Genomic DNA, 21,251 nt, shown 5'->3' on the forward strand with positions numbered 1-21,251 from the left:
CTACTTTCTATAGCATCGATTACTCCGCTCTGAAGTCATCAACTTGCAAAAAGTTTTTTTCGCAGAACCCAAGAAAAAGCAATAACAGCCCCCAAACACATTAAAATGATCCAAATGGAACGGGATTGGGGTTTCAGGGCGACAGGTTCTGCATCTCCCAAAATGATGAGACTTGCCCAAAAAGAGGGATCCAATTCCCTGCCTTTAGCTTGGGACAAATAGTTGAGTTTGGCTTTTCTCAAAGCCTCATCCTTGCTCAGCCCCTCTTCCAAAAAGTGGTAAAAATCCTCCGTGATGCTTACACTGGCTTTTTCGTCGATTTTTCCCAAACCAATCAAAAGTGACTTCGTCCCGGAATAATTGAAGGCATGCGCCAATGAAATCATGCCCTCTCCGGGTGCATAGGCCGGCTTGCCGGACTCACAGGCTAGCAGCACTGCCAATTCGGAAGTAAGGTCGAGCTCATAGATCTCACTTGCAAAAAGTTCGTGTGGTTCCAAAGGGTTTTCGGCAGATTTGGCAAAAACCAAGCGGGAATCATCAGGATTGACATTGCTGGAAAAGGCATGTGTACCCAAATGGATAATTCGGGATTTTCCTGCTTCTGATTTAAAATTAGCCACGGTGGACCCGCTTTCCAGAAATGATTTGGCTCCAAAGCGGGAAGAAATCTCCTCAACAAGCTTTCGGGTAAAAGGCTGCGGAATCAATTCCATATATGCCTTGTCCAAAAACTGCCGATCCAAAAAAGAGGCACGATAGCTTTCTTTCATTTGATCAAAAAATCCGGGAGCAAAGGCTACCAATTGATCCTCATAGGCAATTCCCACCTGACTGTCCAGAAACAGCATCCCGTATTGATAGGAAAAACTGTGGTCCTGCAGAAGTGAGTTTTCTACCAAATCAGACCAAAACTCTACCGGCTTCTTACAAAGTGCTTCAAAACTGAGATTGAATAGCAGGCCTTCGGGTATTATAGCCACTCGTTGGGTTTTCAGGTAAGGAAGGGCAGGTTTCCACAGCAATTGATAGAGCTCGTGCAAAAGAGCAGGCTGATAACTGTTTAGAGAGGCTTGCTCAGCCAGTAATTCAAGGGTAGGTGAGAGGGCGGGTGTATCCAAGTGGATCAGCTTCTTCTCATTTCCCCGGAGGACCAAAACCCACCATTCTTTTCCAATGTGGAGGTATCTAAGGTAAGTTATATTCGGATTGAGTTGGGAATAAACCCGAGTGAGTGCGTTTTGGCTATTTTCAAAATGCAATTGAAAATAGGAAGGATGGCGGGTCCTCAAGGTATCCAAAAAGCCGTCCCATTCCTCTCGGGCTTTGATGTAGGCTGAAAGATCCCTCTTTTCATTTTGAAGGGACTCCTTCAATTTCTCTTCAAGAAACTTTTCCCTTTCGAGAATTCCCGGTGGAACCCCACCAAACCTAACCAATTGATTTTTTTGAAGCCTTGACCGGATCTGCCGATAGCGAGCATGTTCGTGGTAGGTTAGAAGCCGGTCCAGGTAGCTTTCATTTCCGCTGATTTGATAAAGTTCGAGCTCTATCTTCTCCAAAAACTCAAAATATTCCTGATTTAGGTCCAGCTGAATACTGATATCCGAAGGTTCAAAAAGAAAGTCTGATTGAGAATCAATGATCTGAAGACCCTCCAAAAGCTCGTTTTCAATGGATTTTAGGAGTTCAGGATCCTTTTTTCCCAATTGATATCGGCTCCGGTTTCGGATCAAAATGAGCTGTGGCTTTTGGAAAACTGCCTGAAGGGAATCGTTTAAACTGCTGCGCTGATTGACCAGTCGATTCAAGAGTCCAAAGGCTTGACCAATGGATTCCAGGGATTTCTCGTATTGTGTTCCCAATTCATAGATCGCAGCCTGATTGACAGCTTGATTAAAATCAAGGTACAAATTGTCTGAAGCCAGATCGGCTAGGTAGTCTCTGGCAGTTTGAGAAAGTGAAATCGCTTCCTTGATTTTTTGGTTTTCGGCCAAAAAAAGGCTGAAGTTTTTCAGAAAGTCCAAATAAATCACATCGTAATCCCCTTGCAGCTCCTCTTCAAACAAAGACTTGGCTTTTCTGTAGAGCGAATCTGCCCGCTCTTCATTTTGCAAAAAGTCCTCCATCCTAGCCAAAGTATGGATTCCGTCTCCTTTCCAGTAGGTGTTTTCCTGATCGCTTTCCTCCAATCTTGCAAGACCGTCCTCGAGGTACTTTCTAGCCAAATCCAATTCCTGCGTATCAAAATAAATCTGTCCCAGAAGAATTCGGGATTTGGTGGTATTCAGATCATTTTCGCCCAGTTCCTCTGATTTTCTCTGAAAGGAAAACTCCAACAGCTGCTTGGCCCGGCTATAGAAGCCCATTTGCTTATACAGACCGGCCAGATTGTCCAACGACCGGAGATAGTCCTGTAGGATTTTCTGGTACTCCAGAGCCTCAAGCCCAGAAGCCATGTATTGTTCTCCATAGGCTATTGCCTTGCTCATGGATTGTTCTGCAGCTTCAAAGTCAGATTGGGCCATCTGCACACCCGCGAGATTGTTAAGGATGATACTTTTTCGGTAAAAGCTATTTCTCGGAGTTGGGTCCAGCTGATCAATGGCTGCTAAGGTTTTGCCATAGTAAAAAGCCGCTGAATCCAGGTTGGCGGTGAAATAGGCAATATTTCCCAGGTAACTATTGGCGAAATAAACATTTTCTGGGTCGGAATCGGAAAGCTCCAAACTCAATACTTGGGCCAAATGCCTCTTGGCGGCAGGCAAGTCCATATTTTTAACAGCAAGTCCGCCCAGATTGAGGTAAAGGCTGGCTAATACTTCTTGATTTGGCTCAGGTTCTTTTTTGGCCCATTCCAAAGCCAATAGCGTCTCCTCATAGGCCGCGGTATTGTTTCCAATAAACTCAAACCAATTGGCTAAGCCTTTTGCCAACGAGCGTTGGTAAATGGGGTTTTGTGAGAGTATTTTCCAATTCTGATGGATAGTCAGAAGTTTTATTTCAGACTCATCCCCTGTCAAGTTCTTTTGTAGAATTCGGCCATAAAGGTCTAAATAGTGGGGAAGGCTGTCGTATAGGCCTTGCTCAATCAGGCCTTGGGTAAAGTCCTCGATTTGAGTCAGAGCCTCTTTCTCTTGGCCGCTTTCCAGCATTTTTTCCCAAATAGACTTGGAGGGGAAGTCTTGCGACAAAAGCGAAAAAGAAAACATGAAAAAAGGAAAAAGGAGGAATCTTTTCATCTGAAATAGTGAATGGGTCAGGTTAAGGACTCATCGAATAAGATATAAAAAAGTCATCGCAAATGAGCGGTATTCTTCTGAAAGGACTGGATGTGATTTCCTTGAAAACAAAAAAGCCTCGCTCGACTATAATCGGAGCGAGGCTTCTGTACCAGGAGCGGGACCTACCTGAGGTAGGTAAAATCGAACCTGCCTGCAGCAGGCAGGCCCGAACGGCCTAATGGCCACAAGATTTTAAGTCAGAATCGACCTTAAAAACCTCTTGCCTGAGGTAGTTTTTAGTCTTTTTTCCTCTACTCTTGCTTCTTGCCGAGTCGGTTTTTCAACTAAATAAATAAGCTCAAATGGAGCATAGGGCTTAGTGGTTTTTTCATAACCTGAATTATGCCTGTGAAGTCTTTCCTCCAAATCTTGGGTAATCCCTACATAGATGTAGTTTTTGATTTTACTTTTGATAGCATAGACGTACATGATTAAAAATACAAAAAGCCCCGCATTTCTGCGAGGCTTCTGTACCAGGAGCGGGAATCGAACCCGCACGGCCTAATGGCCACAAGATTTTAAGTCTTGCGTGTCTACCTATTCCACCATCCCGGCTTACTCTAGATTCTTCTAGAGCTTCAGGTATTGGGTATCCAAATGTCCTGAAATGACAAAGCCCTTTTTCAAGGGCTTTGGAGCGAGAGACGAGATTCGAACTCGCGACCCCGACCTTGGCAAGGTCGTGCTCTACCAACTGAGCTACTCTCGCTTGTTTGGCCTGACCGTTGTCTAGGCGAATTGTGGATACAAAGGTAAGGCGAGAAAATATTTTTGCAAGAACCCAGCGAATAATTTTTTCTAAAAACCTCGATTAAGCTGAGTTCCAAGACAATCAAAACTCATAGGATGCAAGAATCTTCACCATTTCTCCCACATTTTTCGCTCCTAGCTTCCGCAAAATATTTTTTCGGTGTGTAGCTACCGTATTGAAAGAGATATTCAGCATATCTGCGATCTCTTTGGATTCTTTGCCGTCCAATATCAAAGAAACTATTTCCTTTTCCTTTTGAGTAAGATTTACGGTTTTGTCGTCGGGTGAACCTTTACTTACAAAGATCTTACTTCCATCGTCTCGAGTATAAGAATAATCCCAATCGTAATTTTTTAGCTTGGGAGGGGATACCAATCGGACAATGATATGAAGATCCATAATGAAATTCCCTTCTTTGTCAATGACATAAGGCCGGACCTTTGAGGTCATCCATATCACTTCTCGGGTTGTTCTGTGAACCCAGCGCGTAGTATAAGAAAACTGGAAGGTATGCCGCTCACTGATAGACAAACTGTGAAATACATCAAAAACAATCTTCTGAAATCGAAATAATTCTGGACGATCATCCTCATGGATCATGGTAAAGGAGGTTTCCATCCCTTTCTTTCGAAACATTGATTCCGGATATCCGGAGATCTCCTCTACATTTCCAGTAAAAAAAGCCAGATTTAAATTTCGGTAATCAAAACAAGCCACTACCAACCCTTCCTGAATTCCAATATTTTTGGCAAGGGTCTCCAATTCATTCAAAAGCTTTTTTTCATCCAGCTTTCCCTTGAATTCCTGTTCCTTCCACTCTTGGAAAAACTTGGTATACTTGTCCTGTTTTTTTAGGTCTTTAAGCAATACCTTGTCCATAAAAAACCTTCTGTGTTAAGTTTTAAAACTTGAATATAGTAAGCTTTTAGATTTTAATTACTCCAATTTTTTCTTAATCTCATGAAGTTTTAGCAAAGCTTCAATCGGAGAAATCGAATTAATGTCGATACTTTCCAATAGCTTTTTAGCTTCAGAAAATTTGGGGTCCATTTCAAACAGAGACAATTGGTAATTGTTTTTTGGAACTGCTTTGAAACTTTCCTTCTTTTCGGACATGGCTTTATCTTTTTCCAAATGAGCCATAATCTCTGCAGCCCTCAAAACTACAGGGTTTGGCATACCAGCCATTTGAGCTACATGAATCCCAAAGCTGTGCTCACTTCCTCCTTCTTTGAGCTTTCGCATAAAAATGACTTTGTTTCCCACTTCCTTGACCGATACATTGAAGTTTTTTATTCGGGGAAAGTCCTCCGTCAGTTGATTCAGCTCATGATAGTGAGTAGCAAACAGGGTTTTGGCTTTAAAAGTGGGATTATTATGCAAATACTCCACGATCGACCAGGCAATGGAAATCCCGTCATAGGTAGAGGTACCCCGACCGATTTCATCCATCAGGACCAAGCTACGGTCCGAGAGGTTGTTTAAAATGCTTGCCGTCTCGGTCATTTCGACCATAAAGGTAGATTCTCCCTTCGATAGGTTGTCTGACGCTCCTACTCTTGTAAAGACCTTGTCAATGATTCCGATACGGGCAAATGTAGCAGGGACAAAACTTCCCATTTGAGCCATCAGGACGATCAAAGCTGTCTGCCTAAGGAGAGCGGATTTACCCGCCATGTTTGGACCGGTGATGATCAGAATTTGCTGACTGTCGTGATCTAGGTAGATATCATTTGGCACATAGTGCTCACCGGGAGGAAGCTGCTTCTCGATCACAGGATGTCTTCCGTCTTTGATTTCCAAGGTCTCCGTGTCTGAAATTTTGGGTCTGCAATATCCATTTGACAAAGCCACTTTGGCAAATGATATCAAAGCATCCAAAGTGCCCAAAATCCGCGCATTTTGCTGAATCTGGGTTACAAATTGGGCCGCATCGTTGACCAATTCCTGAAAATACTTCTGCTCCAGAGCAATCATTCGCTCTTCTGCGTTGAGGATTTTCTCTTCGTAGTCTTTTAGCTCAGGGGTGATGTACCGCTCAGCATTGACCAGAGTCTGCTTGCGAATCCATTCTTGGGGCACTTTATCCTTGTGAGCATGGGTCACTTCCAGATAGTAGCCAAAAACTTTGTTGTAGGAGATTTTAAGGGAAGAAATTCCCGTATTGGCAACTTCCCGCTGTTGAATCTGTACCAAAAAATCCTTGCCTTTATTGGCCAATCCCCTGTATTCATCCAACTCAGCGTCTACTCCGTCCTTGATGACTCCACCCTGATGAACCAGCATAGGAGCATCTTCCAGCAGCTCCCTTTCGATTTTTTCCAAAATATACTCGCAGGGATGAATCTGATCAGCTAGGCGTTGCAAGGTTGGATTTTGCTGGACCTTGAGTAGGTCCTTGATCGGCAGGGTGGACTTCAGCGCCCGCTTGATTTGATTCATTTCCCTCGGGTTGGCTCTCCCTACAACCACTTTGGAGATCAAGCGTTCCAAATCCCCGATATGCCTAAGCTGACTGAGAATCTCCTCAATCAAGGTTGAGTTTTGGTAGAAAAACTCCACCGCATTCAGGCGCTCCTCGATCAGTTTTTTCTCCTTCAGAGGTAATACCATCCATTTTTTCATCATCCTTGAGCCCATAGGGGTCACGGTTTGATCCAAAATCTGAATGAGAGGCACCCCTCCTTCATGCTGGGCAAAAACCAGTTCGAGATTTCGAATGGTAAACTTGTCCAACCAAACGTATTTTTCCTCGGCAATTCGGGAAATGGAAGAAATATGCTGCACTTCCTTGTGCTCAGTCTCTTCGAGATAGTGCAAAATGGCACCCGCAGCAATGACTCCTGAATCCAAATCTTCGATGCCAAAGCCCTTGAGGTTAGCTGTGCCAAAATGGTTTTTGAGTTTTTCGTAAGTAAAGTCAAACTGGAAGACCCAGTCCTCACAGTGAAAAGTGATAAAATCGTTCTTGATGAGCTCAGCAGCTATTTTTTTTGCAGCCTTGGAGAAAATGATTTCAGAAGGAGCAAAGCTTTGAAGGAGTTTTTCCACATAAGAAGAGCTTCCTTCTGCACACATGAATTCCCCTGTCGAGACATCCAAAAAAGCGATTCCATGCTTATCCTTGCCGAAATGGATAGAAGCCAGGTAGTTGTTTTTTCGGGTGTCCAACACCTGATCATTGTAGGAAAGCCCGGGGGTCACCAATTCAGTCACTCCACGCTTGACTATTCCTTTGACCATTTTGGGATCTTCCAGCTGATCGCAGATAGCCACCCGATTTCCTGCTCTGACCAGCTTGGGGAGGTAATTGTCCAGGGAATGATGGGGAAAACCAGCCAATTCAATATGGGAAGCGGCCCCGTTTGCTCTTTTGGTCAAAACAATATCCAAGACTTTACTTGCGACAACGGCATCTTCCCCAAAAGTCTCATAAAAATCCCCGACACGGAAAAGCAGCAAAGCTCCGGGATGTTTGGCCTTGATCGCATTGTACTGCTTCATCAGCGGTGTTTCTTTTCCGTCTTTGGACTTACTCATGAGTTGGGAGAAATGGGTTACTTTTGGATTGAAAATGAGGGTTGAAAATAGCCGAATTAGTCAAGGAGTTCAAACAAGATGAAGAAATTAAGCATGGAAGAACTGGACCGGATGTCTGTCCAGGAATTTAAGAAAATCGAAAAATCACCATTGGTTTTAGTTCTAGATCAAGTGAGAAGCCTTAACAATGTGGGCTCCGCATTTCGGACTGCGGACGCATTTCGTATAGAAAAGATTTATCTATGCGGAATTACCGGTACTCCTCCTCACCGGGATATCCAAAAGACCGCTTTGGGAGCAACCGAATCCGTGGATTGGGAATATTGTCTCAATACCATGGATGCCGTAAAAAAATTAAAAGAGGAAGGCTATCAGATCTGTGCCTTGGAACAGGTGGACCGATCGATCCAACTAAATGAATTTCTTCCCGAAAAGGGTAAAAAATATGCATTAATCTTTGGTAATGAGGTATTTGGGGTGGAAGAACAAGTTCTCCAATCCTGCGATCATGTTCTGGAAATCCCACAGCTCGGCACCAAGCATTCTCTGAATATTGCGGTTTCTTTGGGTATTGCTGTTTGGGATATGATGGTCAAGTTGGACCAGTTTTAAAGGATAGGGGCCCATTTGAAACCCAAGCTAGGGCCTCCGAATTTCAAAAGCCCAAATCAGCCAGTTTGACGTGGGTTTTGATCAGATTTGAGCTGGCTTTTGCCACGGTTTTCCCGGAATCTTTCCGGATGATCGCCTCCCAATGATTGAGATTTGATCCTGACCGGACCAATTTGGCAGTCACTTCCAGCACCTCTCCAGCTTGGGCCGAGGAAAGAAAATCAACATTCAGATTGATGCTTGTCATCAAAAACTCTGAGCCGGCAACAAAATTCCCCATACCGATCACATCATCCAGCATCAGAGAAGCCACTCCTCCGTGTAAAACTTTTCCCGGATTGCACATATCCGGACGGACGAGGTATTGAACTTTGATATGGTGACTATCGATTTCCAGAAGCTTTCCACCCAGCCAATTGCCTGCTGCTGAAGGAGTTTTGTCCAAGGTTTGTCCTATTTGGGACTGAAAATACATCAATCGGGTGGTAGCTTCCATTACTAGTGATTTAATCCAAAAGCCGAAAATAGTCTTCCATAACCGTTTTCAAAACGGAAAGCTCTTTTTCCTCAGCCCAAAGTGGAAAAATAGAATCACCGACCCTCAACTGAAAGGAATAATCATTTTCCAAAAGGGAATTCAATTGAGTCAAGAGCTGAAAATGATCAGCATTATTTCCATTGGAAAAATCTACAATTTCTGACTTCTGACCTGATTGGGCTAGAATTTGAATAGGGTATTCCGCATTTTCCAACTCGAAATAAATATAGGCCTCGTCTTTAGTAGGATTGAGAATCAGAGCGGGGAAAAAACTGGGAAGAGAATCGGTTTGTATTCTTTTGGAATGCCTAAACAGGGTCATTCCAGCATCCCTTCTAACTTCCCTGTCATAGTGGATTCCGCGCACATTGAGAAAGTAGATCCAATTGGCATCAGCTACCAAAAAAGAGCGATCTCTTCCTGAATTGTCTGCCCTATATCCATCGAAAAAAGAGAAAGCGATCACCATTCCCAAAGAGGAAAAGATGAAAATTTTAAGAATTCGGATGATTTCCGGGCTCAGAATAGGGTCTCGTGCAGGCATGCCAAAATCAATCGCATTAATAACCCAAACCAACAGAGGATGGTTTACCTCACGTACGAGCCGGCATTGATATCGATGGATGTGCCGGTAGCGTGATCGGCAAGGCCAGAACACAATAGCGTGACCATAGGCGCAATATCTTCAGGCATAGTCAGTTCTTTCAAGGCGATATCTTTTAAGGCAAAGTCCTCCCCATATTCCGACAGTATTTCATTGGCCATATCCGTCCGTGTAAATCCGGGAGCAATCAAAAAGGCTTTGATCCCCATTTTTCCATAATGCCTCGCTATCGATCGGGTGAGGCTGACCAAGGCGCCTTTGGAAGCTGCATAAGCCAAATAATCCGTAGTATCTCCCCGAAAAGCTGCGCGTGAGGAAATCATCACAATTCGACCATTTTCCTGCGGTTTTGCCTGATCCACAAATTCCTTGCAGAGAATGCCCACCGCGGTGGCGTTGACTGCCATGACCTGATCCCAAATTTCCAGCCACTCTCCCGTTGGTAAGGTATCTGGAGCAGAGGGGGAAATACCTGCATTATTCACCAAACCTGTCAATGGTCCATACTCTTTCACCAGTCGGGGGATAAATCCAACCACTTCCGCCGGTTGAGATAGATTGCAAGCAGCCAAGTGAGCTGGATTTTTGAGTTGAGCAAGGAGACTTTCAGCCTCGGATTTGTTTGAATTGTAGTGAATAATCACTTCAGCCCCGGACTCGGAGAGCTGTCTGGCTATCGCCCTACCTATGCCTCTAGAAGCACCTGTGACCAGTATTCTTTGGTTTTTAAGGGAAATGTTCATGGATTATTTACTTGTCCAGTTTTCTCTGATCGACAAATGCTGAATATGCGCCAAATGGTGGGAAGAGTGCCAAGCATACATCAGTGTGACTTCCTCCAGCTTTTGGATTTTTTTGCTCTCAGGATGAAAATAAGTCTTCTGAAAATCCGATTCTTCCATGGAATCCAGCAAAACGATCCACTTGGAGTGGATAATCCGGATCAATTGGAGAGATCCTTCCACGGGCAAGGAATAATCTGCCAAATTGGCCCAGGCCCCCTCATCGTATGGCTTTACGGTGGGTTGTGATTCGGTAAGGGCTAATTTGAATCGGATAAATGCATTCATGTGGCTATCCGCACAATGGTGAACGACTTGCCTCACAGTCCAACCGCCCGGTCTATAGGGAGTATCCAACTGAGCTACTGAAAGGGGACTTACTGCAGTAAAAAGATTGGAAGGAAAGCTACGTATCACTGATTTGGCTTCCTCAAGGTCTTGAGATGAGATGATTTCAGGAACTTGAAATTTCCCGACCGGATATTTTAAAAACTCAATATCTATTGTCATAAATTGAAATTATTGACCACCCGCTGCGATGGTGGCTAAATCTACAGCTTTTGCCCCACTAGCCCAAAGAACATTCGCACAGGAACATAATGTAGCGCCGGTCGTGATCACATCATCCACCAAGAGTAGGCGGAGTCCTGATACAGATATACTTTCAGGCACAGCAAAAACTTCATCCACGTTTTCCATTCGCTCCAAGCGGGACTTTTTGGTCTGAGTTTCGGTGAATTTTTTTCTTTCCAAGCAATTAAAATTCTGAATTTCAAGGATTTGAGAAAGGCCTTTTGCAAATTCCTGACTTTGATTGTATCCCCTTCTTTTCAATTTCATGGGATGGAGGGGAACAGGTACCACAGCATCCCAAGTATTTTGGTATCCGGTATTGATCAACTCTGTGGCATACAATCGGCCCAGTTCTTCCCCTATTTCAGGTCGATTGCGATATTTCAACTGATGCAGGAGTTTTTGACTTTTGCCTTTTTTGGAAAACCTCAAGTATGACATGACCCGATTCACCTGAGTCAAGCCCTGGATTTTAGAAGTCAGTTCATTATCAAAAGGTCTCAAATGGAAATTTGCCACTGGCAGTGTCCCCTGACAAGTAGTACAGAGGCATTTTTCAAAGTCATACAGATTGGTTCCGCACATCGGGCAGCTGCGGGGGAAAACCAAATCCAAAAAATCTTTCCACAAAAACAAACGCATCGGTAAAAAGTATTGTTGAACAACCTTAGGGTAAAATATGCGGTATATTTACACCATTAAACTATACTCCTAAAATTTAATGAATCTGATAGAAGAATTCAACGCCTATCGTTCTCAAATGAACGAAAAAATCATGGCAGAGGACAATAAAGTGATCAAGCGCTTTTTCAACCTGGATACCAATACCTACGCAGAGGGTGCATTGGATGTCAAAACCAAAGAAGTGATTGGTTTGGCCTGTTCTATGGTTTTAAGATGTGACGATTGCATCAAATATCACTTGGGAAAATCATTTGAAGCAGGAGTAAGCAGAAAAGAAGTCTTTGAAGTATTTTCGATAGGTATGATTATCGGAGGCTCTATTGTGATTCCTCATTTGAGAAGAGCGGTAGAATATTGGGAAGAGCTTGAAAATCAAGGATAAAGCATGTTTAAAAGGGATTTGGATCTGGAAAAGAGATGGTCTAAGCTTTTAACAGGCTTGGAGTCTGCAGTGGGTAAAAAACCCAAAGATCTAAATGGCGTATTGTTTTTGATTGGAGTACAAGAATTGGGTAAAGGGCCTCATACCTTTTCAAAAGAACAAAAGCAGGATTTGATGCACATTGCTATTTGCAAAGTGCTGAGCTATGCCGGATTTTACGAATTGGACTTTGTGGATCAAGAAGGATGGCCCCACTGGAAGTTGGTAAAAGAATTGCCGCATATCGATTTATTGGAACAGGAAAAACTGCTAAAACTTCAAGTTTTGGAGTATTTCGAAAAAGAATATCAAATAGAAATCTGAATGAAGCTTATTTCTTACAACGTCAATGGAATCCGATCCGCTTTAAATAAAGGTTTTGCGGAGTGGTTGTCCAAAGAAAATCCAGATATCATTGGTTTACAAGAAATTAAGGCCCAGGAAAAAGACGTAGATGCCAGTATTTTTACTGATTTGGGGTATGAACTCTATTGGATGCCAGCTCAGAAAAAAGGCTACAGCGGGGTAGCGATTTTCACCAAAATCAAACCTAAATCGGTGAAATATGGCATGGGCTTAAACAAATACGATGATGAAGGAAGAGTCATTCAAGCGGATTTTGAAGGGTTTTCTTTTATTTCCTCTTATTTCCCCTCTGGAACTACGGGCGATATCAGACAAGATTTCAAATATGAATTTCTGGATGACATCTACGGATACATGCAAGATTTAAGGCGTACATATCCTAAATTAATCTTGAGTGGAGATTATAACATTTGCCATAAAGCTATCGACATCCACAATCCGGTATCCAACAAAAATTCATCGGGCTTCCTTCCTGAAGAAAGAGCTTGGATGGATAAGTTCACAGAATCCGGATTTATAGATACATTCAGGCACTTCAATCCTGAACCTCATCAGTATACTTGGTGGAGTTTTCGCGCCAATTCTCGGGCAAAAAATCTAGGTTGGAGAATAGATTACCATATGGCAACCAATGAATTGCGAAACAAATTAAAAAGTGCCGTAATTTTGCCAGATGTTAAGCATTCGGATCATTGTCCGATTGTCTTAGAATTAGAAACAGAATAAGTAAATAAAGTCTTGACAGAAGAATAATTCCCCTATGAAATCCATAAAAATTTCAATCCCTTCTCTGATTGAGAATATAAAAATCATCGAAAGCTTTATTGACAATGCAAAGGAAAGCTTCGAAATCAATGATGATATCTATGGGAATATTATGATTTCTGTAACTGAATGCATCAGTAATGCTATCATCCATGGAAATGGAGGAGACAAAAATAAATTGGTCAACCTAGAGCTAAAAATGGAGGATGATCAACTCAAATTTATTATTCAAGACGAAGGACAAGGTTTTGACCTATCTGAATTACCTGACCCTACATCTCCGGAAAATTTGGAAAAACCGGGAGGCAGGGGAATCTTTCTCATTCGTCACCTCAGTGATGAGGTAAAATTTGAAGAAGGAGGGAAGAAGACTATCCTTTCCTTTTATATGGACTAAAATGGCTATCCAATTCTTCACAGAAGATATTCGATTCGATCTTCCAGATAAAAGGAAAAGAAAAGCCTGGTTGAAATCATTGGCATCAGCCGAGAAATTCTCAATAGGTGAATTGAATTATATATTCTGCTCAGATGAACATCTCTACGAAATCAATCTGGAATATCTCAATCACAAAACCTACACTGATATTATCACATTTGACAATTCAGAAGAGGAAGATAAGATCGAAGGAGATATTTTCATCTCTATTGAAAGAGTAAGAGATAATGCCCAAAAAGAGAATGTCTCTGAAGCTGATGAGTTGAGCCGTGTGATTTCACATGGTCTCTTTCACCTAATGGGGTACAAAGACAAATCCAAGGAACAAGCTCAAGAGATGAGAGCTCAGGAAGAAAAAGCTATTCTTCTTTATAAGAAATTATAAAACGTTTCACGTGAAACAGTACCAACTTATCCAAGTGACGTTTCACGTGGAACATACAATAAATACACATGTTTCAGAAGTATGATGTAATAGTAGTAGGGGCAGGACATGCAGGCTGTGAGGCAGCTCATGCAGCAGCAAAAATGGGATCGAAAGTCCTGCTTTGTACTATGAACATGAACACAATCGCACAGATGTCCTGCAATCCGGCAATGGGCGGAGTGGCAAAAGGTCAGATTGTAAGAGAAATCGATGCGCTCGGTGGAATGTCAGGAATCATTTCTGATCGATCGATGATACAATTCCGAATGCTCAATCGATCTAAAGGGCCAGCTATGTGGTCTCCACGAACGCAAAATGACAGAATGCGCTTTGCAGAAGAATGGAGAATGGCCCTGGAACAAACTCCAAATGTTGACTTTTGGCAAGAAATGGTAACTGGAATTCTTGTTAAAGATGGTAAAGTCAGAGGAGTACGGACAGGAATTGGTATAGAAATAGAATCAGAAGCGGTGGTTCTTACCAATGGAACTTTCCTAAATGGAATCATCCACATAGGAGAAAAACAATTTGGAGGAGGGAGAACAGGAGAAGCAGCGGCAAAAGGAATAACAGAGCAGCTGGTACAATTGGGTTTTGAAGCCGGAAGAATGAAAACAGGCACTCCACCTAGAGTAGATGGACGAAGCCTTGATTATTCAAAAATGGAAGAGCAACTCGGTGATGAGAATCCAGAAAAATTCTCCTATTTGGATATAACTCAGCCTCTCCAAAATCAAAAAAGCTGCTGGATTACTTACACAAACAAGGAAGTTCACCAAACCCTCGAAACAGGATTTGATCGATCACCTATGTTCAATGGACGGATTCAAGGCCTTGGCCCACGTTATTGCCCTAGCATAGAGGATAAAATCAACCGATTTGCAGAGCGTGAAAGACATCAGATTTTCGTAGAGCCTGAAGGATGGAATACAGTAGAAATATATGTAAATGGCTTCTCCACATCTCTTCCTGAGGACGTCCAATACAAGGCACTGAGACAAATTCCAGGATTTGAAAATGCCAAAATGTTCAGACCAGGTTATGCTATTGAATATGACTTTTTTCCACCTACCCAACTTCATCTCACACTTGAAACACAATTAGTAGAAAATCTATATTTCGCTGGCCAAATCAATGGAACTACAGGCTACGAAGAAGCAGCTTCACAAGGATTGATTGCAGGAATTAATGCAAGCTTAAAAGTTCAGGAAAAAGATCCTTTTCTTCTACAAAGGTCTGATGCGTATATAGGAGTTCTAATTGACGACTTGATCAATAAGGGCACTGAAGAGCCCTATAGAATGTTTACTTCCCGTGCAGAATTCAGACTCTTGCTCAGGCAAGATAATGCGGATCTGAGACTCACTGAGAAAGGATATCAAATCGGACTTGCAGAAGAAGAAAGAATGCAAGCTATGCAAGACAAGAAATCCAAGACAGCTCATCTAATCAATGATCTAAAGCAGAAAAAATGGACACCGGAGGAGATCAATCCCTCACTAGAGGCATTGGGTACAGCCACTATTCAAGAAAAAACGACCATTGAAAAGCTGCTGAAAAGACCTCAAATCGGAATACAGGATTTAAAGGCTATCCATTCTGAATTTGATCAATACTTGTCAAAATATTCAAAAGAAGTTTTGGAACAGGCAGAGATCCAAATCAAATACGAAAGCTATTTGGAAAAAGAACAGCAAATGGTCCAAAAGCTTTCCAATATGGAGAATTTTAGAATTCCCCATAAATTCGACTATCTGGCAATCACAGCTCTTTCCGCAGAGGGAAGACAAAAGCTGAATAAAATCCGACCGGAAACCCTCGGCCAAGCTTCAAGAATAAGTGGGGTTTCACCGGCAGATTTGTCTATTCTTACGGTGTACCTTGGAAAATAAGATGACAGAAAGACTAGTCAAATGCCCACTCTGTAAAAGTGGGCATTTTCTTAACTATCACGAAATCAAAGACTTTTCAGTAAGTAAAGAGCATTTCTTACTTAATAAGTGTGCAGATTGTCAACTGATTTTCACTAACCCGAGGCCTACCAAAGAGAGCATAGCTCCTTACTATGATTTTCCTGATTACTATTCCCACCAAACCGAAGCCAAATCCATTACACATTGGATATACAATCAGGTTAAAAAGAAAAATCTGAGTAATAAATTATCCTTGATCAATTCACTGAGCCAGGATAAATCCCTACTCGACTATGGATGTGGCGCGGGAGATTTGATTCACTATGCACAAAACAAAGGATGGAAAGTCTCAGGCATAGAACCCAATCCAGGAGCTAGGGCAATAGCCAATCAAAAAACAAAAAATAAAGTAAAAGAGGAGATAGAAGAACTAAAGAAAAACAAAGAGTTTTCCGTAATCACTCTATTCCACGTTTTGGAGCATATACATGATTTAAGAAAGACTGTAAAAAAAATACTAACTCATTTAAAATCAGAAGGTTATTTAATAATAGCCGTGCCAAATCCGGAATCTTGGGATGCCAGAAAATATGGAGATAAATGGGCAGGATGGGATGTTCCCCGCCATCTATATCACTTCAATGAGGAAGCTATTCAGCAATTTCAACAGATTTTCGATTTAAACTTAGTGGATAAAAGGCCCATGCTTTTTGACAGCTACTATGTTTCTTTACTTTCTGAGGGATATAAAGAAGAAAAAGCATCCCTCGTTAAAAAATACCTAAACGCCATACAATCAGGATATCAATCCAACAAAAAGGCAAAAGCTAATAATAGCTATTCCAGTAACATTTATATTTTTCAAAAAAAGTGAGAAATCTAAAACCACTCATTTACTTCATTCTAATTGGAACAATTTATTCCTGTGCCAAAATCAGTGCGCCATTAGGAGGACCCGTAGATGAAGACCCACCCAAACTTCTTGAAGCCAATCCTACAGACCAATCCCTAAATATCAAACCTGAAGAGTTGGTCTTGACATTTGATGAATACGTCCAACTGGACAATCCAAGCAAAGGGATTATCATAACTCCTAGAATAAACAAAGAAGAAGTCATTTTTTCCGCAAACAAAAACAAGATTACAGTAGCACTCAATCAGGAATTAGAGGAAAACACGACTTATGTCTTTGACTTTCAAAAATCAGTGGTAGATGTATCTGAAAAGAACCCAGCTGAAAATCTCAAGCTGGTATTTTCGACCACCGATTACATAGATAGTCTAAGCATTTCTGGAAGAGTGGATTATATTTTTCCTCCAAATAAAATGGACTATAAAAATGTCCTAGTTGGAATTTATCCACTCAACGACACCACCGACGTCTTTACGGCCAATCCTTACTACCTAAGTCAAGTGGACACAAGTGGTAATTTCAGCATCAGCAACATCAAAAATGGACTCTACCGAGCCTATGCTTGGAAAGATGACAACGGAAACCTCAAAGCGGAATTCAAAAATGAGGAGTATGACTTTCTAGTTGACACACTCCATATCGAAAACAACATATCTGCAATTCAATTTAACCTATCCAAGGCAGACCTAACTCCAATTAGAATCCTAAGAACCTCCAATTTTGGAAGAAACTTCGATCTGATCCTGAATAAAAATGCAGTTCAACCTACAATAAATCAGGAATCACTAGGGGAAGAATACTTTTTTATAGAAAGTGACAAAAGAATCAGAATTTATCCCAATACTGCAAAGGAAGACAGCATTGCATTTCCCATTCAACTCCAGGATTCCACAGGATTTAAGGTAGATACCTTGATTTATGCGAAATTTCCCGAAACAGACCGAAAACCGGAGAAATTAACAATCACTGCCAATTCAGGAAAGAATTTTTTCGGAAAGCTGGACGTAGAGCTAAAATTCAACAAACCGGTATTAGCAATCAACACGGATTCACTCTTCGTAAAATATGATTCAGCTTCCCTTTTCAAAATCAATCCCACAGACTTCTATTTCACAGACTCCACAAAGAGGGATTTGCTGAAAATCAGCTTGACTATTCCAGATTCGATTTCAAAGGAGATTTTCACTCTTATTGCAGCTGACTCTACATTTAAAGATATAGAAGATCAGTTCAATGAAAGTGTCCTGGAAGCAAATTACCGTAAACTTAAGAGGGAAAGTTTGGCTGATGGAATATCAGGACGAATTGAAGGTGCAAGCCCACCATTTATTTTACAAGTGTTGGATACTAAAAATCAGATCATAAGAGAAGAATACCTCGATTCACAAGACTTTGAAATCAAACTGATCGAGCCAGGCACCTTCCAATTACGAGTGATCGAAGATAGAAATGGAAACAGACGGTGGGACCCTTCTAATATTTTGGAAAAACGGTTAGCAGAAAGGGTCTTTTTCTTTAAAGGTGAAGATGGCAAAGATCAAATCATCATCAGAAGTGGATGGACTTTGGAAGACCAAGTCATCGTAGCAAGCCCTCCTACAGGAATAAACACAGGAAAAAAGCCCGTGGACAACTAACGGATAACCGGTGGATAAAAAGCTATTTTTCCCCAAGACAGAAAGACTTATTTCCAATATTGACTCTTCTTGTTCAAAACCGCCACTTTATCCACGCTTAAATTAATGACTATCCACAGAGCACTTGATAACAGAGGAAAAAGAAAGATATATCAACACAATGAAGACAAAAAATATATTTTATTGATTTACAATACCTTATATGTCAATAAAAGGTGGACAACCTGTGAATGCAGAGAATCAAACTTCAAAAAATTGTGAATTGAAACCGGTGAATCCTTTATCCACAAATCCACAGCCTTAATAACCTTAATAGATTTTTTTATATAAATAATTTAATAAAATTATAGCCTTGTGGATTTGTGAATAGCTTTTGTTTATCCATTTAGGATTTGGTAATATTAGGTTGTTCAAACCCAAAATTGCCATCCATGGAGCTGACCCGACTCTTTGATCTGATTCCTTATCAGATATCGACTTACGATAACCAAGTCGCTTTTGCCAAAAAAGAAAATGAGGCTTGGAAAACTTATTCCGCAAGAGATCTAAAGCGGATCGTTGACAATTTAGGGATGGCATTCCTTGATTCTGGATTAAAACCCGGTGAAAAAGTAGCTATCATCTCTGAAAACCGCCCTGAATGGAATTTCATCGATTTGGCCTTGCAGCAAATCGGAGCCATTTCTGTTCCCATGTATCCAACAATCACTTCTGAAGATTATCAGTACATTTTCGACCATGCAGAGGTGAAAATCATTTTTGTCGGAGACAATACGATCTACCAAAAAGCTGCTGAAGTAGCAGGTGAGCGGAAAATTTACTCCTTTGACCGATTGGCTGGAGTAGAGCATTGGACCGCTTTGGAAGCAAGGGGTGAAAATGGTGATTTATCCAACCTGGAAGAGCTAAAGAGCAAGGTTCAACCCAGTGATTTGTTCACAATTATTTATACCTCGGGGACTACAGGACGCCCAAAAGGAGTGATGCTATCCCATTCCAACGTACTTTCTAATATGCTCTCCGTAGCGGATATCATGACTCCTCCCCCTGGAGTTTCCAAAGTGCTGAGCTTTCTTCCACTCTGCCACATTTATGAGCGGACTGCTTCTTTTTGCTTTATCTACCTTGGTTTTTCTGTTTACTATGCTGAAAACATGGAGAAGATCGGGGAAAATCTAAAAGAAGTGCAGCCCCATGTATTCAATACAGTTCCCCGACTTTTGGAGAAAGTGTATGATAAAATTGTAGCTAAAGGTTACGAACTAACAGGAATTAAGAAAAACCTCTTCTTCTGGGCTTTAAACTTGGGATTGAAATACGATCCGGCTGCTGATATGGGGGGATGGTATAATTTCCAACTGAAGTTGGCCAACAAGATCATTTTCTCTAAATGGAGAGAAGCCTTGGGTGGAAATGTGATGCAGATCAATTCTGGTGCTTCTGCACTTCAGCCGAGATTGGCACGTGTTTTTTGGGCTGCTGGCATAAAAGTTTGCGAGGGTTATGGACTTACCGAGACCTCCCCGGTGGTTTCTGCCTCAATAGGGAACCATGAAGAAATAAGAATTGGCTATGTGGGCAAAATAGTCAAAGACGTTCAGGTGAAAATTGCCGATGATGGAGAGATTCTAGTCAAAGGTCCCAATGTGATGCAAGGCTACTACAAAGAGCCTGATATGACTGCAGAGGTCATCAAAGACGGTTGGTTTCATACTGGGGATATCGGGGAACTTGACGGACCGTATCTCAAGATCACAGATCGCAAGAAGGAAATGTTCAAAACCTCTGGAGGAAAATACATTGCTCCTCAGGTTATGGAAAATAAATTCAAAGAATCTCCGATGATCGAGCAGGTCATGGTAGTCGGTGACAATCGCAATTTTCCCGGAGCTTTGATTGTCCCTAGTTTTGATGGAATCAGAGAATACTGCAACAGAAAAGGAATTCCTTATACCTCTGATCAGGAAATGGTGGAAAAGCCGGAAATTCTGGAAAAATTCCAGAAGGAAATGGATCACTACAACAAATACTTTGGAAAATGGGAGCAAATCAAGCGCTTCAAACTTCTCAAACAGCCTTGGGGAGTTGATTCTGGAGAGCTTACTCCTACCATGAAACTCAAGCGAAAAGTGATTTCAAAAATGTATGAAGATGAAATCGAAGAAATTTACCGGGGTTGATCTCCGGTTTTTTTGTTTTTAATGATAAAATAATCAGCAAAATTACTTTTTGGATAAACGCGTATTTTTTACTGATTATTCCGTTTATTTTCATTAATCATTTCTTTTGAAGAATAAAAGTCGGATTTTAATCCAAATCCAAATTATAATTTGTGATGCATGCATAACTTTTTTTCAAAATAGTATGCATGCATACAAAATTTTTCCCTAGATTAGGCATGCAAAAAATTCCGCTTGGGCATTTATCCGGAATCCCTCCAAAAGACATGTTCCTAATTCAGGTGGATAAGGGAGCCTTTTCTTCGACTTTTGGAATTTTTTGCACTCAGTACCAAATCAACTAGTAATGAAAAGAGAGGAAACGGTCGATTATCATATAAAGAGTGCCTGGCATGCTATCTCCAGGATGTACAATCAGCAGGCAGCTGAAGAAGGATTCACCACTGCGATTGGATTTGTTTTGATCAATATCAATTCGAAGGAAGGAACACCTGCTACCAAAATTGCACCTATGATTGGCTTGGAGACTCGAAGTCTGACCCGCATGCTCAAAACCATGGAAGAAAAGGGATTGATTTTCAAAAAGGCAGACCCGGTAGACAAACGCTCTGTACGCATCTATCTCACTGACGAAGGCAAAGCAAAAAAAGAAATTTCCGTAAAGACTATCATGAAGTTCAACGAGCGCGTAAGAGAAGTGGTCTCTGAGGATGAACTGCAGAATTTCTTTCAGGTATTCTCCAAGATCCAGACCGTAATAGACGAGGTAAATCAAGAAGAAATTTATAAGCCCATATTTGAATTATAAACCCATCCTGATTC

Annotated in this window: 21 protein-coding genes and 2 tRNA genes; 12 read left to right on the forward strand and 11 right to left on the reverse strand. The window is 41.5% G+C overall.

Annotated features, from left to right (window positions below):
• Nucleotides 1-38: 38 nt before the first annotated feature.
• The gene (locus AAA938_RS10775) at nt 39-3,242 is read right to left on the reverse strand and encodes a CHAT domain-containing protein (protein WP_338228734.1); all 3,204 of its coding nucleotides are present in this window, start codon (nt 3,240-3,242) and stop codon (nt 39-41) included.
• A gap of 62 nt (nt 3,243-3,304) precedes the next feature.
• Here AAA938_RS10775 and AAA938_RS10780 point away from each other — a divergent pair, with 62 nt between their 5' ends.
• Entirely contained in the window at nt 3,305-3,463 is a 159-nt protein-coding gene (locus AAA938_RS10780) for a hypothetical protein (protein WP_338228735.1), read from the forward strand.
• A 13-nt stretch (nt 3,464-3,476) separates the two neighbouring features.
• Here AAA938_RS10780 and AAA938_RS10785 read toward each other — a convergent pair whose 3' ends face one another.
• The 5 genes from AAA938_RS10785 to mutS form a co-directional block, all read right to left on the reverse strand.
• Nucleotides 3,477-3,713: a GIY-YIG nuclease family protein gene (locus tag AAA938_RS10785; protein WP_338228736.1), complete on the reverse strand. Its 237-nt coding sequence runs from the start codon at nt 3,711-3,713 to the stop codon at nt 3,477-3,479.
• A gap of 42 nt (nt 3,714-3,755) precedes the next feature.
• Nucleotides 3,756-3,839 (reverse strand) — tRNA-Leu (locus AAA938_RS10790).
• A gap of 78 nt (nt 3,840-3,917) precedes the next feature.
• A tRNA-Gly gene (locus AAA938_RS10795) sits at nt 3,918-3,993 on the reverse strand.
• A gap of 123 nt (nt 3,994-4,116) precedes the next feature.
• Complete coding sequence (locus tag AAA938_RS10800; RefSeq protein WP_338228737.1) at nt 4,117-4,914, reverse strand: LuxR C-terminal-related transcriptional regulator; 798 nt, start codon at nt 4,912-4,914, stop codon at nt 4,117-4,119.
• Nucleotides 4,915-4,971: 57 nt separating this feature from the next.
• Entirely contained in the window at nt 4,972-7,575 is a 2,604-nt protein-coding gene (mutS, locus tag AAA938_RS10805; protein WP_338228738.1) for a DNA mismatch repair protein MutS, read from the reverse strand.
• Between the two features lie 78 nt (nt 7,576-7,653).
• Here mutS and AAA938_RS10810 point away from each other — a divergent pair, with 78 nt between their 5' ends.
• The gene (locus AAA938_RS10810) at nt 7,654-8,187 is read left to right on the forward strand and encodes an RNA methyltransferase (protein ID WP_338228739.1); all 534 of its coding nucleotides are present in this window, start codon (nt 7,654-7,656) and stop codon (nt 8,185-8,187) included.
• Between the two features lie 43 nt (nt 8,188-8,230).
• Here the strand turns inward: AAA938_RS10810 and AAA938_RS10815 are convergent, their stop codons facing one another.
• Genes AAA938_RS10815 through AAA938_RS10835 form a run of 5 tightly spaced genes read right to left on the reverse strand, consistent with a single transcriptional unit; the run spans nt 8,231 to nt 11,326 of the window.
• A complete protein-coding gene (locus AAA938_RS10815; RefSeq protein WP_338228740.1) occupies nt 8,231-8,683 on the reverse strand; it encodes a PaaI family thioesterase in 453 nt (150 codons plus the stop codon).
• A 10-nt stretch (nt 8,684-8,693) separates the two neighbouring features.
• Nucleotides 8,694-9,302 (reverse strand): hypothetical protein, encoded by a 609-nt coding sequence (locus tag AAA938_RS10820; protein ID WP_338228741.1) that lies wholly within the window; start codon nt 9,300-9,302, stop codon nt 8,694-8,696.
• 11 nt (nt 9,303-9,313) lie between these two features.
• Nucleotides 9,314-10,072: an SDR family NAD(P)-dependent oxidoreductase gene (locus AAA938_RS10825; protein WP_338228742.1), complete on the reverse strand. Its 759-nt coding sequence runs from the start codon at nt 10,070-10,072 to the stop codon at nt 9,314-9,316.
• Nucleotides 10,073-10,075: 3 nt separating this feature from the next.
• On the reverse strand, nt 10,076-10,621 hold the full coding sequence (locus AAA938_RS10830; RefSeq protein ID WP_338228743.1) for a YfiT family bacillithiol transferase: 546 nt from the start codon (nt 10,619-10,621) through the stop codon (nt 10,076-10,078).
• A gap of 9 nt (nt 10,622-10,630) precedes the next feature.
• Entirely contained in the window at nt 10,631-11,326 is a 696-nt protein-coding gene (locus tag AAA938_RS10835; protein WP_338228744.1) for a ComF family protein, read from the reverse strand.
• 79 nt (nt 11,327-11,405) lie between these two features.
• On the opposite strand from AAA938_RS10835, the gene AAA938_RS10840 reads away from it, so the two are divergent.
• From AAA938_RS10840 to AAA938_RS10885, 10 genes are all read left to right on the forward strand, one after another.
• Nucleotides 11,406-11,750: a carboxymuconolactone decarboxylase family protein gene (locus tag AAA938_RS10840; RefSeq protein WP_338228745.1), complete on the forward strand. Its 345-nt coding sequence runs from the start codon at nt 11,406-11,408 to the stop codon at nt 11,748-11,750.
• Between the two features lie 3 nt (nt 11,751-11,753).
• Nucleotides 11,754-12,113, forward strand: a complete 360-nt coding sequence (locus AAA938_RS10845; RefSeq protein ID WP_338228746.1) for a hypothetical protein — start codon at nt 11,754-11,756, stop codon at nt 12,111-12,113.
• The gene (locus AAA938_RS10850) at nt 12,114-12,881 is read left to right on the forward strand and encodes an exodeoxyribonuclease III (protein WP_338228747.1); all 768 of its coding nucleotides are present in this window, start codon (nt 12,114-12,116) and stop codon (nt 12,879-12,881) included.
• Between the two features lie 34 nt (nt 12,882-12,915).
• Complete coding sequence (locus AAA938_RS10855; protein WP_338228748.1) at nt 12,916-13,317, forward strand: ATP-binding protein; 402 nt, start codon at nt 12,916-12,918, stop codon at nt 13,315-13,317.
• Between the two features lies 1 nt (nt 13,318).
• On the forward strand, nt 13,319-13,744 hold the full coding sequence (ybeY, locus tag AAA938_RS10860) for an rRNA maturation RNase YbeY (RefSeq protein WP_338228749.1): 426 nt from the start codon (nt 13,319-13,321) through the stop codon (nt 13,742-13,744).
• A 68-nt stretch (nt 13,745-13,812) separates the two neighbouring features.
• Nucleotides 13,813-15,678, forward strand: coding sequence for a tRNA uridine-5-carboxymethylaminomethyl(34) synthesis enzyme MnmG (gene mnmG, locus AAA938_RS10865; protein WP_338228750.1), 1,866 nt, complete (start codon nt 13,813-13,815; stop codon nt 15,676-15,678).
• Nucleotide 15,679: 1 nt separating this feature from the next.
• The gene (locus AAA938_RS10870) at nt 15,680-16,573 is read left to right on the forward strand and encodes a class I SAM-dependent methyltransferase (RefSeq protein ID WP_338228751.1); all 894 of its coding nucleotides are present in this window, start codon (nt 15,680-15,682) and stop codon (nt 16,571-16,573) included.
• Nucleotides 16,570-18,249: an Ig-like domain-containing domain gene (locus tag AAA938_RS10875; protein WP_338228752.1), complete on the forward strand. Its 1,680-nt coding sequence runs from the start codon at nt 16,570-16,572 to the stop codon at nt 18,247-18,249. Before AAA938_RS10870 ends, AAA938_RS10875 begins: the two co-directional genes overlap by 4 nt.
• Before the next feature lie 431 nt (nt 18,250-18,680).
• A complete protein-coding gene (locus AAA938_RS10880) occupies nt 18,681-20,429 on the forward strand; it encodes an AMP-dependent synthetase/ligase (RefSeq protein ID WP_338228753.1) in 1,749 nt (582 codons plus the stop codon).
• Nucleotides 20,430-20,775: 346 nt separating this feature from the next.
• Nucleotides 20,776-21,237: a MarR family winged helix-turn-helix transcriptional regulator gene (locus AAA938_RS10885; protein WP_338228754.1), complete on the forward strand. Its 462-nt coding sequence runs from the start codon at nt 20,776-20,778 to the stop codon at nt 21,235-21,237.
• Nucleotides 21,238-21,251: the final 14 nt, after the last annotated feature.

This window comes from Algoriphagus taiwanensis, assembly GCF_036245645.1.
In the GTDB taxonomy this organism is placed as follows: domain Bacteria; phylum Bacteroidota; class Bacteroidia; order Cytophagales; family Cyclobacteriaceae; genus Algoriphagus; species Algoriphagus taiwanensis.

Coding starts and splice junctions, on each gene's coding strand:
- AAA938_RS10775 (WP_338228734.1), bottom strand. CDS start 3,242: ATGAAAAGATTCCTCCTTTTTCCTTTTTTCATGTTTTCTTTTTCGCTT.
- AAA938_RS10780 (WP_338228735.1), top strand. CDS start 3,305: ATGAGCGGTATTCTTCTGAAAGGACTGGATGTGATTTCCTTGAAAACA.
- AAA938_RS10785 (WP_338228736.1), bottom strand. CDS start 3,713: ATGTACGTCTATGCTATCAAAAGTAAAATCAAAAACTACATCTATGTA.
- AAA938_RS10800 (WP_338228737.1), bottom strand. CDS start 4,914: ATGGACAAGGTATTGCTTAAAGACCTAAAAAAACAGGACAAGTATACC.
- mutS (WP_338228738.1), bottom strand. CDS start 7,575: ATGAGTAAGTCCAAAGACGGAAAAGAAACACCGCTGATGAAGCAGTAC.
- AAA938_RS10810 (WP_338228739.1), top strand. CDS start 7,654: ATGAAGAAATTAAGCATGGAAGAACTGGACCGGATGTCTGTCCAGGAA.
- AAA938_RS10815 (WP_338228740.1), bottom strand. CDS start 8,683: ATGGAAGCTACCACCCGATTGATGTATTTTCAGTCCCAAATAGGACAA.
- AAA938_RS10825 (WP_338228742.1), bottom strand. CDS start 10,072: ATGAACATTTCCCTTAAAAACCAAAGAATACTGGTCACAGGTGCTTCT.
- AAA938_RS10830 (WP_338228743.1), bottom strand. CDS start 10,621: ATGACAATAGATATTGAGTTTTTAAAATATCCGGTCGGGAAATTTCAA.
- AAA938_RS10835 (WP_338228744.1), bottom strand. CDS start 11,326: ATGCGTTTGTTTTTGTGGAAAGATTTTTTGGATTTGGTTTTCCCCCGC.
- AAA938_RS10840 (WP_338228745.1), top strand. CDS start 11,406: ATGAATCTGATAGAAGAATTCAACGCCTATCGTTCTCAAATGAACGAA.
- AAA938_RS10845 (WP_338228746.1), top strand. CDS start 11,754: ATGTTTAAAAGGGATTTGGATCTGGAAAAGAGATGGTCTAAGCTTTTA.
- AAA938_RS10850 (WP_338228747.1), top strand. CDS start 12,114: ATGAAGCTTATTTCTTACAACGTCAATGGAATCCGATCCGCTTTAAAT.
- AAA938_RS10855 (WP_338228748.1), top strand. CDS start 12,916: ATGAAATCCATAAAAATTTCAATCCCTTCTCTGATTGAGAATATAAAA.
- ybeY (WP_338228749.1), top strand. CDS start 13,319: ATGGCTATCCAATTCTTCACAGAAGATATTCGATTCGATCTTCCAGAT.
- mnmG (WP_338228750.1), top strand. CDS start 13,813: ATGTTTCAGAAGTATGATGTAATAGTAGTAGGGGCAGGACATGCAGGC.
- AAA938_RS10870 (WP_338228751.1), top strand. CDS start 15,680: ATGACAGAAAGACTAGTCAAATGCCCACTCTGTAAAAGTGGGCATTTT.
- AAA938_RS10880 (WP_338228753.1), top strand. CDS start 18,681: ATGGAGCTGACCCGACTCTTTGATCTGATTCCTTATCAGATATCGACT.
- AAA938_RS10885 (WP_338228754.1), top strand. CDS start 20,776: ATGAAAAGAGAGGAAACGGTCGATTATCATATAAAGAGTGCCTGGCAT.